Here is a 14,865-nt window from a genome sequence, read left to right on the forward strand (position 1 = left end):
TGCTTCATTACCGTTAGTATAGACGAGGGGAAGAGGTTAAACCCATCGATTTCCCTTTCATTCACACCCTGCCAACCTTACAAATTTGTCACCTAACCTGAGCTTCCGTTACCTCGGCTGCCCATAATATGAATGCCGCGCGGTTTGAATGCGACACTGACCGTCGTACTTTCTCCGAGTACCGAGGAAACGGTCATCTCATGACCTAACCGATTGCATACCTGCTTAGCCAAATAAAGCCCCATTCCAGTTGACTCGCCCGCCGTTCGTCCATTCTCACCTGTGAAGAAAGGATCAAAGATGCGTGGAAGATCATGCGGCGCAATACCAATGCCTTCATCGATCACCTGCAGCCTGCCTCCTCCGTCATTGAACGCTTCCAATTGAAAGAGCAGTTTTTTGCCGCCTTCTTTGCTTTTACTATATTTGATTGCGTTGCTAATGAACTGATTAAGCACAAAGGTCATCCATTTCTCATYGGTTTCCACGGATGCTTCCCCCTCGACACGAGGGAAAATGGAGTAACGGATGCAAAGCTTCTTATGGGCGTTGATGACCGAGCGCACAAGTTCATGAAGCGCTACCTGCTTGACATGCAGGTCGATTTCAAACTTATCCAGACGAGCTGTATACAGCATCATCTCAAGCCCCCGCGTCATTCGGTCAGTTTCCTCCTGCATACTTAGCGCCAGCTGCTGCTGTTCCTGCTGCGAGGACGAGTTCTGCTGCAAAACCTCCTGAGCGAGCAAATCGATGACAGATACCGGCGTCTTCATATGATGCACCCATTGCAGCACAAAATGATTATGTATTTCCTGCTGCCTTCGATATTTGCCAAGCTCGTTCAAATAAGCCCTACTCTGCTCCTCCAGCATTTTAGCGACAAGCTTCTGCTCTTGTGTTACTGTAGCTTGTACGATTGTTGAAGCTTGCAGTTCTTCAGACCGTGCGATCGCCTCCAACATTTGCTTAAAGTACGTGCGCTGCCGCAAATAATCGACGATCAGCCACGTCCCTAGCAAAAATAAAGCAATAACAATAAAATAATAAATCGTACCCAGCTCGACTAACCCTGGGTAGCGCTCACGCTCAAGGAGAAGCAGGCTGACGGCGAGTAAAATAATTAAACAAACCATAAATATAAATAACAGACGATCACGTAAAAATAACGCCAGCGATAAGCCTCTCATCGTGACGTTTCTCCTACTGCATTTTCTATTACGAGCTTATAGCCCTGTCCCCGCACCGTTTCAATCGCTTTAGGAAGCCCAAGCTCCTCCAGCTTTTTCCGAAGTCTGGTCACATTGACCGTAAGCGTATTATCATCGACGAATTGCACATCGTCCCAAAGCGCTTCAAGCAGCTGCTCTCGCGAAACAACCATGCCTTGCCGCTTCATCAAGCATTCAGCCAGCAGCTGCTCGTTTTTTGTCAGCTCAATGCGGCAGTCTTTCCATTCAAGCTCATTACGGTTCAAGTAAAGACGGAGATCACCAGCTGACAGCTCCCCTGTTTGCGAGGCAACGCCGGTTTCTGCTGCTGCAGACCCGGATGCCGCATATTCCCCGTAAGCTCGCCTTAGCACACTCTTCACCTTTGCCATTAATAAATCCAAATGGATAGGCTTTGTAATATAATCATCGCCGCCGTTCTCTATAGCCATAACTTGATCCATCTCGCCAGCACGGGCAGAAATAAAAATAATAGGGAGGCTTGAACGTGTTCGAATTTGTCTGCACCAATAATAACCATCATAGTAAGGCAAATTAATATCGAGCAAAATGACATGCGGATCAAAAGCCTCCAGCTCCGGCATAATTTCACGAAACTGTGTAACAACGGCTGCCTCAAATCCGTATTTATCCATATTTTTTTTGAGAATTAAAGCAATCTTATCGTCGTCCTCAATGATGAAAACTCGATACATGAAATTCCTCCTATAGGTTTACGCCTTTTCCTTCCGACTTCTTATCTTTAGGAACAATAAGCTTCACCTTTGCTCCTTTGCCAGGCTCCGAAACAATATCCAAATAACCGCCGATGCTGCGAGCTCTCTCCTCCATGCTGAATAAGCCTACACCGTGGCCGATGCGATCAGGACTGAAACCGAGCCCTTGATCTGTTACGCTGACAACGACCTCATCCTCCAGCTCCTCAACCACCACTTCAGCCTCGCCTACATCGGCATACTTCGCGATATTCGTTAATGCTTCTTGAATGACACGATAAATAGCTGTTTCCTTCATAATGCCCAGCCTGCTCTTTAAATTGCATGTGAGCGTCAATCGAATGCCAAAATGCTGTGAATAATTGTCCACATAAGTTCTTATTGCCGGAACGACACCTAAATCATCGAGAACCGATGGCCTCAGCTCCCAAGCCAAACCACGAATATCCTCCATCACGCCAGATACATCGCTGCGAAGCGCGCCCAGCTCAGGAATGTCATCGTGATCGCCGATAATGCGGTCAAGCCGAATAAGCAGCGAAAAGAGACTTTGGCCAATCCCGTCATGCAGTTCTCTCGATATTCGTTTTCGCTCTTCCTCTTGGATTTCAATCACCTTAACCATCATTTCCTTCAGCTCTTGCTCAGCCCGCTTCCGCTGCGTCACTTCACTGCGAATGGCTAAATATTGATAAGGGTTGCCCGCTTCATCAACGAAGGGAACAATCGTCGTGTTAACCCAGTAGTAGCTGCCGTCCTTGGCGCGATTTTTAATTTCGCCACGCCATACTTCGCCGCTTGAAATAACCTCCCACAGCTTGCGGAAGAAATCGCGCCCATGAAATCCGGAGTTGATAATCCGATGATCCTTGCCTATTAACTCTTCACGGCTGTACTTAGAAATTTCACAAAACTTATCGTTTACATATTCAATGCGGCCTTTATGATCCGTTACCGCAACGATTGACGATTCATCCAGCGCAAACTTCACATCTGCAAGCTGCTTAAGCGATTGATTAACTTGCGTAAGCATCGACTTATCATCAATCTCATCCTCCAAAACGGATAGAAGATAATCGACGTCTGACCCAATCATTCGCCGAAAGTTGTTACCGCCATGCTTAATCAAAATGCAGCAGCCCCTTCTCTAGCGCAAACTTAATGAGCTCCGGCCTTGTTCTAAGCCCAAGCTTATCCATCACATGGCTTTTGTGAGTCTCGACTGTCTTTACGCTAATAATTAAACTTTCCGCTATTTCCTTATTTGAATACCCTTTGGCGATCCAGCCCAAAATCTCCTTTTCACGCTCAGATAACGTGTTGTAAGGGTTGTTGTCCTCCCCGCCTTGCTTCAGCTTGACGAGATATTCGCTCATCAACCGCTTGGTAGCCGTAGGATAAAGATATGCATTTCCTTGCGCAACCGACTGGATCGCTGATATGAGCTCATCATGAGGCGCATTTTTCAAAATATAGCCTGAAGCTCCGATATGAATCGCACGGAACAAATATTCGTCATCGTCATGCATCGTCAAAATAAGAACCGCCGTCTCAGGCAGCAGCTTCTTCAGCTCCGTCGTTGCTGTCATCCCGTCTTTGCCATGCGGCATACTAAGATCCATCAATACAACATCCGGCACTAATTGCTGTGCCATCTGAATGGCTTCGTCCCCTTCCGAGGCTTCCCCTACTACCTCGATATCATGCTTGCCGTGCAGCAGCATTGCTAGACCCGATCTGACCATGGCATGATCATCACAAATAAGCAGCTTAATCATCTTGTTCTCCCCTCACTGGAATGATACCTCTGTCGATATGAGTCTATCATTTCTATTATCTATACTAGTATAGCTTACATTAGACAGTGAATTGTATTTACAGTCAAAAAAAGCCATCATCAAACGAGCATTGATGAGAGCTCTACTGTAATATGTGAAGCCTTCTCCAGCTCTTCGGCGACATAGGTCTTCTCCGAGCGTCTACCGATAAGCAGAACGCCGCAGATGCCTTTAGGCGTTTGAATGGGTACGCTTGCAGCAATGCGCAGCTGCTCTGTCAGCAGAATCGGCTCTCCTAACTTGAACCGCACCGTATCAGTCATTGCCGAGCTTGTGCTTGCGGTTCTGCCGGAGCGTATCGCAGTACCGGACAAACCCGCAGACGACTTCTGCTCAACAAGCGGTGTGCGCTCACTTATGCTGCCTGACGCCTTGGACCAGCGCAGCTTACGTTTGCCCGTATCGATCAAGCCGAGTATAGCGAAATCGCTGCCTGTCTCCCTCTTCAATCGCTCGATGTATGCAGCGATTTCCGCTTCTATCGTCTTCATCCTCATTCCTCCTTCAGGAAATACAAGCATTCTCTAACCTTATTATAAAGCTAAGCAAATGCTTTGTATGTCAGGGAATTCCCTGAATTAATGCCATCCAAACCATCATTGCCTTAGTATGCATCGAGATTTCGGCATAGAAAAAAGGAGCCCTTTTACAGGCTCCTTCTTCGACGGTGTTTGATCGTACGAGTCTTCACATCTAACACTTCACATTGTTAAGATTACTTGGGCACCGCTTGTACACATTCCGTTTTAATGGATTGCGCTTAGCGTGTGTGTTCAGAGATGCTCTGCGACACAACCCCTCGCTTTCATAAAAGCTTAGTGATTAAATAAGTTCCTCCTGTAGCCCTAGCACCAAAAGGTCCAACGGAACCACACCTCTCTTCACACCGTCAAATCTAATATGCACATCATTTTGCTTCCTTATACCTGTTTTGAAAATTTTTTTGATGCCTGCATTCATCCCATAATGATTAGAAGTTCTCCTGGGTTTGAACAACAATAAGGCTGGATGACTCTTTCTCTGCATCGTGTTGAGCGCTCTTCTGCTCCGCTTCATTTTTGTTCAGCAAATAGAACATTTCGCCTGCAAAAAATACGATCGTAAAACCAATGACTAACATTAGCTTAATCGTCGTCGCTTTATTTCTTTTCATCATTTCATTTTTTTCGGTTTTCATGGTTGTCCATGTTCTCTTGTCCTTTATTGCCGTACTCGCCATGTGGCCGCAAGCACATTGGATCGGTGAATGAAACGCATAGCCTTCTGAGGAAATCGTATAGTTGTCTGTTTGAACTGTATGCTTTCTATTGCATGATGTACAACCTACCTCAATAAACTGTCTATAATCACGAATAAATTTCATGCGCTGTTATCCCCCAAGATGATCGATTTATAGACTTAAAGCCAAACCGACAACAAAAAAAACTTCCGGAATGCATATGAATTTCATACGCATTTCGGAAGATAACATTCACCGCTCGTTATTAGCACTCGCCTGCTGCAGCTGGTTTTCCTGCATCCTTCGCTGTGCGGAACGATGAACCGCAGCCGCAAGTTGCACTTGCATTCGGGTTCTCGATCGTAAAACCGCCGCCCATTGCCGATTCCTTAAAATCGATAACAAGACCGGTTAAGTATTTGACGCTTTCTCCATCTACAACCACTTTAAGGCCTTCCATATCTAAAGCCTTATCGCCTTCATGCTCTTCATCGTCAAAGCCCATGCCGTAAGAGAAACCACTGCAGCCGCCTTCTTTTACGCCAATGCGCAAAAACATTTCAGGGCCGCCCTCTTCAGCAAGCATTTCTTTTATTTTGTCAGATGCTGTATCACTGATTGTGATCATGCTACATCCCTCCGTTTATCCATCATTCGTTTTAATTGCTGATTACTTTTCACTTACTTATTTGTAGTATACTCCAGTTTGTTCAGTTGCTCAATAGAAGCATGCCCACAAATGAAATTTACAATTTGTGTAAATGCCAATACTTTTCTTATTGCCCCTGCTACGTATGAGGTTTATAATAGTTACAGCTTCTTTAATCGGAAAAGAAAGTTATTTTTTTCACAAACTACTTAAATCAGGAGGCTTAGCCATGAACGTTATAATACCGACAGAGGATACAAAGATGCAGCACATTATTGAAAAAGTGCGTCATGGGCAGCGTTTAACGCTTGAAGATGGTGTTTTCTTATATCAATCAGACGATCTGCTTACAATTGGACAGCTCGCAAATGAAGTTGCCCTGCGCAAAAATGGCAAGAAGGTTTATTTTATTGAGAACATGAGTCTTTACTTTACGAACGTATGTGAAGCCCATTGTGCATTTTGCAACTTCCGCAAGGATGAAGGCGAGGAAGGCTCCTACACGCTTAGCGGCGAGCAAATGATTGAATATGTAGAACAGCATTTCCACCCTGGCGTTCGGGAATTTCATATCGTAGGCGGTCATAATCCGAATGTTCCTTTCCAATATTATGTAGATTCTTTGAAAGCATTAAATGAGCGTTATCCCGACGTAACTCTTAAGGCTTATACTGCTGCGGAGATCGACTTTTTCTCCCGAATCAGCGGCTTGACTTACCGCGAGGTGCTTGAGGAGCTCATGAAAGCCGGCCTGAAGTCGCTAACAGGCGGCGGCGCAGAAATATTATCAGATCATTACCGCAAAAAAATGCGTGTAGACAAAGCCGATGTTACCCAATATTTGCAGGTTCACCGGACTGCCCATGAACTAGGCCTGCGCACGCACACAACCATGCTATATGGTTCAATTGAAACGAAAGAAGACCGCATCCGCCACATGATGCATATTCGTGATCTTCAAGACGAAACAAACGGCTTCCAAGTATTTATTCCGCTTTCCATGCAGCCGATTAATCCAAGAGCCGGCATTCGCAGACGTAATTCAGCATTCGAGGATCTTAAGACGATTGCAATCAGCCGTTTGATGCTCGACAACTTCCAGCATATTAAGGCTTACTTTATTAACATTGGTGTACAGCTTACACAAGTCGCATTAACGATGGGAGCATCGGATGCGCATGGCACGATTGTGAAGGAAAAAATCAGTCATGCTGCAGGTGCCCTAACTCCTGAAGGCATAACGCGCGAAGATCTCATTTGGCTCATTAAAGGCGCAGGACGAATTCCGGTGGAACGCGATACTTTTTACAATGAAATTAAAGTTTACGAGTGAGTAATCTACAACACGAACGCACAAAATAGACCATCATCTAGAAACGTGGAGTTGGAAATCATATGAGAAAACTTATTATTTTGGGCGGAGGTTATGGCGGTCTTGCCATAGCTAACGAGCTCTTAGAAAAACAGTTGCCGATCGATGTTTCCATCGTACTGATTGACCGAATGCCTTTTCAAGGCTTAAAAACGGAATATTACGCGCTTGCTGCAGGAACTGTTTCAGACCTGGAGCTTCGCGTAAAATTTCCAGTTGATCCGAGAATTTCACTCGCTTACGGCGAGGTCACCGATGTGGATATGGAGCTGAAGCTTGTTCATATCGAAGGTCAAGAATCAATGGAATATGAATGGCTTGTGATCGGCCTTGGATGTACGGATAAATATCATGGGATTGAAGGCGCTGAGCAGTATTCTACGAGCATTCAGACCTTCTCAGCCGCTAGACAAACCTACGCTCAGCTCAATGACGTTAAACCTTATGGCCAAGTGTCCATTGTAGGCGGCGGACTAAGCGGTGTCGAGGTTGCAGCGGAACTGCGCGAGAGTCGTCCTGATCTTAACATTCGTATTTTGGATCGCGGGCCTAAGGTGCTCTCGGCTTTCCCGAGCAAGCTGCAATCCTTTGTAGCGGAATGGTTCGGAGAGCATCATGTTGAAATGCGCGGCCATGTCGGACTTACAAAAGTCGAAGGCGGTATTTTGCATGATGGCAATTCTTCAACGCCTATTTATACAGACGTAACGGTATGGACAGCAGGCATCCAGCCTGTACCGCTTGTGCAGCGAATGGAATTGCCGAAGGATAATCAAGGCAGACTTATCATTAATGAATACCATCAATTGCCGGATCATACCGATGTATTTATCGTTGGTGACTGCGCGGCACTGCCGCTGTCGCCAAGCGGTCAAGCCGCAGGTGCCCAAGGCAAGCAAATTGCCGAGGTCCTGCAGGCTATCTGGCATGATAAGACACCTCGTCTTGGCAAAATCAAGCTAAAAGGCGTTCTCGGTTCACTTGGCAAAAAAAGCGGCTTCGGCTTGATGGGCGGAACCGCGATTATGGGCCGTGTGCCGCGCCTTGTTAAGAGTGGAGTGCTTTGGAGATCTAAACGTCACCTTGGCTAGTACATGGTATTACAAATCATCGAGCAGCTTATCCAGCTCATCTTGATCTGCCTTTTGCTGCTCAATGGCTTTCAAAATATTGTCGTACAGCTCGTCTACCGAGTCTGCGGATACGATTGCACCCTCAACTAACGCAAATGGGTTTAAATAACATTCGCCGCAGTTGCCTAAGCAGCCATATTCGGTTACTTCGTATTCATCATTTTGCTCAAATAATTGCATTATACGATCAGTGCCGTGGTGCATATTACTGGCACAAAACTCAATCATTGTTTTAAACATGATGCTTCACCTAACTTTACTAAGTTACTATCCATTTTCAATTGCTTCACTTTGTACTATAATAGGGGAGAAAGGAGATGATTGCAATGAGTGAACAAGTACAAGACACGATGTACGATGAAGTATTGGACGTACTCGATAAGCTTCGTCCGTTTTTGCAGCGCGACGGCGGCGATGTTGAACTAGTCGATGTTGAAGGCGGCATCATCAAGCTTCGCCTAATGGGTGCATGCGGAAGCTGCCCAAGCTCGACGATCACGCTTAAAGCGGGTATCGAACGCGCACTTCTCGAAGAAGTTGAAGGTGTAATCGAAGTCGTTCAAGTATTCTAAAAATATAAGAACGAATCATGATTGCTCTAGGCATGACAAATGATGAAGAGTCTTATCGACAGCATAGGAGCTAGCTCCGAAGCTTAACGATAAGACTCTTTTTTTTAATTCCTATAAGATCAGAACATCCCTTTAATATTGGCGACAATTGGATCAAAGCCGCCTGTGACATCAATTACATTACCCGTTAAGAAATTCGATTGCCGGTCACATAGAAACAGCACCACGCGCGCTACATCCTCGCCAGTACCCGGACGTCCGATCGGCGATTCTTTATCGTAGTCTTCCTCAACCTCAGCAATAGATCGTTCCTTGTTGACGCCCCGAATATCTCCAGGCCCAATTAAATTAACGGTAATGCCATGCGGTGCTTCTTCGACTGCTAACGACTTCGTAAACGAGACAAGTCCTGTCTTCGCTGCGGCATATACCGCTCGATGCGGCCAAGCCCGCGCTTCTCCTGCATGTCCGAAGCCAAAGTGAACGATACGTCCCCATTTGCGCTCACGCATGCCAGGCAGCAGGCGATGATCCAGCAGCATAACGCCTAACAAATTGCCATGGAGCAGTCTAATAATAGTCTCTTCATCATATTCGCTGAATAGACGCCGCTTGCGGACAAATGGGCCTGCGTTGTTGACCAGTATATCTACGCCGCCAAACGAGCGCTCAGCCTCGTCAGCAAGCCGCTCAACGCCCTCAGTCGTAGCAATATCAGCTTGCACGGTAATTGCCTTTACACCAAGCTGCTCGATCTGTGCCTTTACCTGCTGTGCTTCAAGCTCGCTCTCGTAGTAGTTAATGACAACATTGCAGCCTTGCTCAGCAAGCTGGAGCGCCGTTCGTTTGCCGAGTCCCTTAGCGCTGCCTGTTACTAATGCTGTTTTCCCTTTGAGTCCCACGAGTTTTCCCCCCTCGGGATTATGGTTGCTTGTTTCGCATCAATCCGCATGCGTATTGATACGTGAGCAGCAGCGATTCCATCGCTAAATATAGACCCTGCGTCAAATCAGCGGATTGCTCTGCTACATTTTCCAGCTTGATCTCTTCACCGTACATACGGCTGCTTTGAATAAGATCATCCTGCATCTCCGAGTTCATAAAATGAATCTCGGTATTTCTGCGCTTGCGCATCCTTGTTGTTGATTCCTTGTATTTCTCCTTCACATCATTCAGCTTCCAAGTAAGCCCTGGATGAGCTTTCTTCTCCCGCATGTTGCGCAAAACGGTGAAATAAGAAAAATGCGGCTTGATCCGCTCCGTTCTCATATCGAGCAGCTCATTAAGGAACGTACCAAGCTTATCCAGCAAAGAAAATACACGGATAAAAGCGTTTTTATCAAAGTAGATATAACGATTATAATGGATACGTTCCTCATCTGTCATTTGTTTGAGAGATGAGGAAGTAATTTTATGTTGAAAATGAAGGGCGACATAATGGCTTTGCTCTAGCTCGTCCAATGAAGAACGAAGTCCAAGCGTCCAAATCTCATATTTGCGCAGCTTTTGAACGTCAGCTCCGTTCTCAGCCATTTTTTTGGACAAAATGGAGATGAACTGATCCATGAAACGATACGTTTCTGCAAGGGTTCCTTCCGCTTTTCTTAAGGGTTCATCAAACAGGAAACGCAGCATCATCGAACAGTCCCTTCTACATTTACATGCTTACAGCTGACTTTGATCATTTCATTTCAAATGCTTTTACTATCCTTTGCGCCCTTCTCTGAGGCGCCATGAACGAATTAATATGTCCATTAATAATCCAAACAATCCGGTTACAATTAGATTGTGCAATAAATTGGTGAACAGAAACCACTCTGAGTTTGTAATCGTAGCTGTCAAGAGTGCGCCGCTGAAAATTTGAGTAATGACAAGTCCGAGCGTCCACGCAGCAGGCTTCGTTAATCCCGCTCCGCCATGGCTGACCTTACGAATATGGAGAAACAATCCTGCAAGGCTGATACCAAGCAGCAAAGCAGCCACACGGTGGATAAATACCGCTCCTGTTGCTCCGCTAATCTCTGGAATTACTTCACCGTTACAAAGCGGCCAGCCTAGACATCCGCCGCCAGACTCCGTATGCCGAATGAATGCTCCCAAATATACAACAACGTAACAAAAGATAGCGGTAAGCAGGACGCGAGGGAAAACAGAGCGCGGTACTTTAAACTCCACTGGCGGTCCGTCTTTCGCTCTAAACGTCCAAATAACTAACAGCAGTGTTGCTGCAAAAGCGATTAAGGAAATACCAAAATGTATGGCCATAATAGGTGGCGATTGAGGCCACATGACGGCGGCCGCCCCCATTAACGCTTGGATGATTGTGAATAACAATGCACCGCCAGCATAAAAAAGTGGCTCTTTGTAGCTTTTTCGGTTTTGTCTAAATTTACGGAACATTGCAACGGCAGTTGCGAGAACAAGAAGACCTTCAAAACCTGTCACAAGCCGATGTGAATATTCAATCATGGATTCAATTGTATAAGCAGGAATAAATTTGCCATGACACAAAGGCCAGTCATCACCGCAGCCTCGTCCAGAATCCGTATTCGTCACTAATGCTCCGCCGAGCAGTACAAGAAGCATTCCGATGCACGCAGCGAGAGCTAACGCGCGAAAACGCCCGGTTACCATAATAAAATCACCTTATTTCATGTTTTAATAACAGTTCAATTATAGCCATAAAAAAAGGCAAAAGCCATGTTGAAAATGTGACACTTCAAGTAGAAGCACTGAAAAAAAGGAAAGCCCGCGCTGAGAGAACGAATTCTCACAAGGCGCGGACTAACGATTACTTATGAGCCAGCGCATCGCTGACTTGGATGGAACGATCGACGAATTCCTCGATTTCCTCGCGTGATTTGCGCAGCTTGCTAACGAATCTAACTAGCTCCTTGCTTTCACGGAAAGCGATAAAGCTCGGTATGCCCAGTATGTTCAGTTCGGAGCAAAGATCAGGTAGATCGTCGCGATCCAGCTCGATGAAAGTAACCTTGCCCTCATAATGACGTTCTAAATCCGGCATAAACGGATCGATAAAATGGCAATCCTTGCACCAAGTCGTCTTAAATACTGCAATCGTGAGCCCTTCGCTTGCCACTGCTTCGCGGAAAGCCTCATCTGTCGTTAACTTTTTCATCTCGCACCTCTGCACATCGTTGTATTTAACATGATCTTATGTTGCTTAGACTTCCCGATCCAGCGTAAATATTCTCATGTCTTCGCCCATGTCGACCCAGCCAATCTTTGCTTTTAATGCTGCAGCCAAATTACGCGCTGGCACATATGTCGTACCATTAATAACAGTTACCGGGAACGCCCATTTTACATTTTTACCGTTAACGACGGCTGTATCGCTGCCATTTTTTAGAACAATGGTCGTATTTGTAGCTCCATCATTAACTTTTAAGCTTTTTGTTTTTGCGTCATACGTCAGGGTAGCACCCAACTGCTCAACCGTATCGCGGAGAGGAATAATTGTAATATTGTCGGCAGTCAAAATGACAGGATTATAATAATCAGAAGGATACCATGTGATGTTCTGCTTGCCGATATGCAATTTATTTTTCAATAAATCATAAGCAAATGATTTTTCATCAAATTGCTTCAATACTTGATAACCTTGCATGCCAAAAAGCTTATCTACAGAAATATCCGTCTTGGATGCTACAGGCGCATCTGCCTTTACATCGCCGTTTACATTCCAAGTTTCGCTTTCAACCTTGATTGTCAGCCCTTTAACCGGCAAAATACCGTATTCTAGGTCCACTGTTGGAACATAAGAAAGCTCATAGGCCTGCTTCCGCATATCTAGCTTATTATCGAAATAAACATCTGCTTTGATGGTTAGGTCCTTGCTGAAAATTTCATCTAATGTTTCATCCGGCTCTTCCTCAAGCAGCTTCAGCTCGCCCTGCAGCTCCGTTAAGAGAAGAGCGATAGCGTCCGTTGCTTCCTTGATCGCTTCCTTAGGATCCTGAGTATCTAATTCGCTGCCTTCAAATGGGTTAATCGTACCTGCAGCTGCCCATACATTTGGATTGCTCTGAAGAATCTCAAACACGCCTGTTATCATCTTGTCTAAACCAACACGATCAGCAACAAGTGCATCAACATATTTTTTCACCCATGCCCAAATTTCAGGACCATCAAGGTCAACATGCACTTTCATCAATGAAGTCGGTGAACCATTAATGGATTCATTTACTGGCTTCACTTCAATTCGTTCTGGATTTGGCAGGTTATGTATAACATACGAGCCAATGGTATCCAGCATCTGGTGACCAAGCGCAGTTAGCGCCGCTTCATCAACTGCCGGAGCTTCAGTAGATGCTGCTCCCGCTGGCAAGACTGTCAAATCTGATACCCCTGTCAAACCAAGCAAACCCTCGCTCGTCAGATCAAGCACAAAAGGATGCTTTGCTCCCTCAAGCTCCATCACAGCAAGTTTGTCAGACATTTTCAATGAAAATTTAATGCTTGCCGTTTCTCCAAAAACGAGACTTCCATCCATGGAGATATTTGAGCTGTCCTGCGCTTTAACATGATCCAGTTGAAGCTTCATATTGGAAACCAGCTTCATAATGGCAAGTTCCTCTTCAGGAGCACCTTCATAGGCTTCCTCATCTAGCAAGAGCTTAAATTCTAGCGACTGCTTGCTTTCACTTGAAGTAACTTTAAGTGAATTTTTGAGCGCCGTATTAAAATCAAGATTGGAAACCGCTTGACAACCGGCAACGAAAATAAGTGTTAAAGCTAATAAAAGAATCAATAACTTACTTGGTCTTGCAAAAAATGATTTCATCCACTCGTCTCCTTTGTTATCGAACATCAATAAGCAGGTTATTGTTATTCACAAACTCTACTCATTGTACAGGAGACTCTATTTGTTGTAAATGTATGGAAAGCACTAGTTTTGTCGAATTTTCAAGCCTTTTACAAGCAGACATTACGACTGTTTTGTTTGAATTTCCACTTGCTTTGTTTCACGACGCCAATTGATTTTCCAATCATAATAATTTGCAATGTCTCGCAACGCAATCATATGCACCTCAGTACCGGATTTCTCGGAGAAATGGATGCCAGGAACCTCTTTCTCGTCAATAAACAGCTTAGCAGAATGATCGCCCTTCAACTTACGGAAAAGCTCTTCTTCGGTTTCACCTGCTCTTGCCCCATTGATTCGGAAACTATTGTGATGCAACTTAGAGTTAATGCCTTCTTTCGTCGTAAACGTAATAGGTATACCTACCGCTTTTGTCAGCTCCAAAACAGCTTCATTATGAGCACCATATGGAAACGCAAGTGCACTCACCTTATTGCCGAGTTCACTCTTCAGCCGCTCCCCAGCCCTAAGCAAATCTTTTTTCAACCGTTCAACGTACTCCGCCTTTGTTTCCATCTTTTTCTTTTGTTTATCATAATTAAGCTTGGACATGACAGGCGCTTCATTACCGTGTTCGTTCACTGCTCCATAACGATGCATATCAAAGGTGTGGCTCATAAAGCTCATTCCCGCTTGCTGCATTTCCCTCATCTGATCCCAAGTCAGCTTTGGCGTTCCCGGCTTCGTACGGTCATCGATCGTCGAGACGATTACAAAGTTGACAGCAGGATAACCATATTCCTTCAGAATCGGATAAGCAAGCTTATAAAAGCTTTCATAGCCGTCATCAAATGTAATCAACAGCGCGTTATCCGGCACATGGCCTTTTCCTTGCATGAAGTTAATATATTGTTCAATAGTAATAACTTGAAAGCCATTTTGCTTCACAAGCTGCATTTGTTTTTTAAACCGCTCCACAGCAATAATGCCATCAGACTGAGGTTTTCTTGCGATATCATGATACATAAGAACGGCGACCTGCTCTGAATAATAAACACTCTTTTTACTAGAAGACATACTGAATAAATCAAACTGCTTGTCAAACGCTTGCTCCAAATATTGCGCCGATACCATCAAGCGGTCGTTTTGAATCATAGCAGGTGCTTGGCCCTCTAGCTTTGTACCATTTACTATCAATTGAACGCTGTTTACCTTGTTCTCATTTGAACATCCTGTCAGCAGCCATCCAACCATCATAGCGACAGCAATGACGATTGCTAGCGCTGCTTTTTTCTTTTGATCCATTATG

Annotated in this window: 17 protein-coding genes; 3 read left to right on the forward strand and 14 right to left on the reverse strand. The window is 45.1% G+C overall.

The genetic code is table 11. From position 1 onward, the window contains the following. Positions 1-92: 92 nt before the first annotated feature. The 7 genes from AC1DPK_RS01375 to erpA form a co-directional block, all read right to left on the reverse strand. A complete protein-coding gene (locus tag AC1DPK_RS01375) occupies positions 93-1,190 on the reverse strand; it encodes a sensor histidine kinase (RefSeq protein ID WP_477509030.1) in 1,098 nt (365 codons plus the stop codon). Further along, positions 1,187-1,927 (reverse strand): response regulator transcription factor, encoded by a 741-nt coding sequence (locus AC1DPK_RS01380; protein WP_477509031.1) that lies wholly within the window; start codon positions 1,925-1,927, stop codon positions 1,187-1,189. The genes AC1DPK_RS01375 and AC1DPK_RS01380 overlap by 4 nt, the downstream gene beginning before the upstream one ends. A gap of 10 nt (positions 1,928-1,937) precedes the next feature. Beyond that, positions 1,938-3,044 (reverse strand): PAS domain-containing sensor histidine kinase, encoded by a 1,107-nt coding sequence (locus tag AC1DPK_RS01385; RefSeq protein ID WP_477509124.1) that lies wholly within the window; start codon positions 3,042-3,044, stop codon positions 1,938-1,940. A gap of 25 nt (positions 3,045-3,069) precedes the next feature. Then, positions 3,070-3,726: a response regulator transcription factor gene (locus AC1DPK_RS01390; protein WP_477509032.1), complete on the reverse strand. Its 657-nt coding sequence runs from the start codon at positions 3,724-3,726 to the stop codon at positions 3,070-3,072. Positions 3,727-3,845: 119 nt separating this feature from the next. Next, entirely contained in the window at positions 3,846-4,277 is a 432-nt protein-coding gene (locus AC1DPK_RS01395) for a GAF domain-containing protein (RefSeq protein WP_076267530.1), read from the reverse strand. Between the two features lie 479 nt (positions 4,278-4,756). Continuing rightward, a complete protein-coding gene (locus AC1DPK_RS01400) occupies positions 4,757-5,149 on the reverse strand; it encodes a hypothetical protein (RefSeq protein WP_477509033.1) in 393 nt (130 codons plus the stop codon). A 121-nt stretch (positions 5,150-5,270) separates the two neighbouring features. Next, positions 5,271-5,633, reverse strand: coding sequence for an iron-sulfur cluster insertion protein ErpA (erpA, locus tag AC1DPK_RS01405; RefSeq protein WP_339204459.1), 363 nt, complete (start codon positions 5,631-5,633; stop codon positions 5,271-5,273). A gap of 250 nt (positions 5,634-5,883) precedes the next feature. On the opposite strand from erpA, the gene mqnE reads away from it, so the two are divergent. Together mqnE and AC1DPK_RS01415 are read left to right on the forward strand one after the other, a co-directional pair. Further along, positions 5,884-6,987 (forward strand): aminofutalosine synthase MqnE, encoded by a 1,104-nt coding sequence (gene mqnE, locus AC1DPK_RS01410; protein WP_076267527.1) that lies wholly within the window; start codon positions 5,884-5,886, stop codon positions 6,985-6,987. 62 nt (positions 6,988-7,049) lie between these two features. Continuing rightward, positions 7,050-8,117, forward strand: a complete 1,068-nt coding sequence (locus AC1DPK_RS01415; protein ID WP_076267526.1) for an NAD(P)/FAD-dependent oxidoreductase — start codon at positions 7,050-7,052, stop codon at positions 8,115-8,117. A 9-nt stretch (positions 8,118-8,126) separates the two neighbouring features. On the opposite strand, the gene AC1DPK_RS01420 is transcribed toward AC1DPK_RS01415, so the two are convergent. Further along, positions 8,127-8,399 (reverse strand): YuzB family protein, encoded by a 273-nt coding sequence (locus AC1DPK_RS01420; RefSeq protein ID WP_477509034.1) that lies wholly within the window; start codon positions 8,397-8,399, stop codon positions 8,127-8,129. An 86-nt stretch (positions 8,400-8,485) separates the two neighbouring features. Between AC1DPK_RS01420 and AC1DPK_RS01425 the strand changes: the two genes are divergently transcribed. Beyond that, positions 8,486-8,731 (forward strand): NifU family protein, encoded by a 246-nt coding sequence (locus tag AC1DPK_RS01425; RefSeq protein WP_054026871.1) that lies wholly within the window; start codon positions 8,486-8,488, stop codon positions 8,729-8,731. Positions 8,732-8,850: 119 nt separating this feature from the next. On the opposite strand, the gene AC1DPK_RS01430 is transcribed toward AC1DPK_RS01425, so the two are convergent. From AC1DPK_RS01430 to AC1DPK_RS01455, 6 genes are all read right to left on the reverse strand, one after another. Further along, positions 8,851-9,633, reverse strand: coding sequence for an SDR family oxidoreductase (locus AC1DPK_RS01430; protein ID WP_076267524.1), 783 nt, complete (start codon positions 9,631-9,633; stop codon positions 8,851-8,853). A 19-nt stretch (positions 9,634-9,652) separates the two neighbouring features. Further along, positions 9,653-10,369, reverse strand: a complete 717-nt coding sequence (locus AC1DPK_RS01435) for a Cthe_2314 family HEPN domain-containing protein (protein WP_339204464.1) — start codon at positions 10,367-10,369, stop codon at positions 9,653-9,655. 66 nt (positions 10,370-10,435) lie between these two features. Next, on the reverse strand, positions 10,436-11,365 hold the full coding sequence (locus AC1DPK_RS01440) for a COX15/CtaA family protein (protein WP_477509035.1): 930 nt from the start codon (positions 11,363-11,365) through the stop codon (positions 10,436-10,438). 157 nt (positions 11,366-11,522) lie between these two features. Continuing rightward, positions 11,523-11,870, reverse strand: coding sequence for a thioredoxin family protein (locus AC1DPK_RS01445; RefSeq protein ID WP_477509036.1), 348 nt, complete (start codon positions 11,868-11,870; stop codon positions 11,523-11,525). 45 nt (positions 11,871-11,915) lie between these two features. After that, on the reverse strand, positions 11,916-13,535 hold the full coding sequence (locus tag AC1DPK_RS01450; protein WP_477509037.1) for a copper amine oxidase N-terminal domain-containing protein: 1,620 nt from the start codon (positions 13,533-13,535) through the stop codon (positions 11,916-11,918). A 144-nt stretch (positions 13,536-13,679) separates the two neighbouring features. Continuing rightward, entirely contained in the window at positions 13,680-14,861 is a 1,182-nt protein-coding gene (locus tag AC1DPK_RS01455; RefSeq protein ID WP_477509038.1) for a polysaccharide deacetylase family protein, read from the reverse strand. Between the last annotated feature and the right edge of the window lie 4 nt (positions 14,862-14,865).

The sequence above is a fragment of the Paenibacillus sp. 01T424 genome (assembly GCF_056398745.1).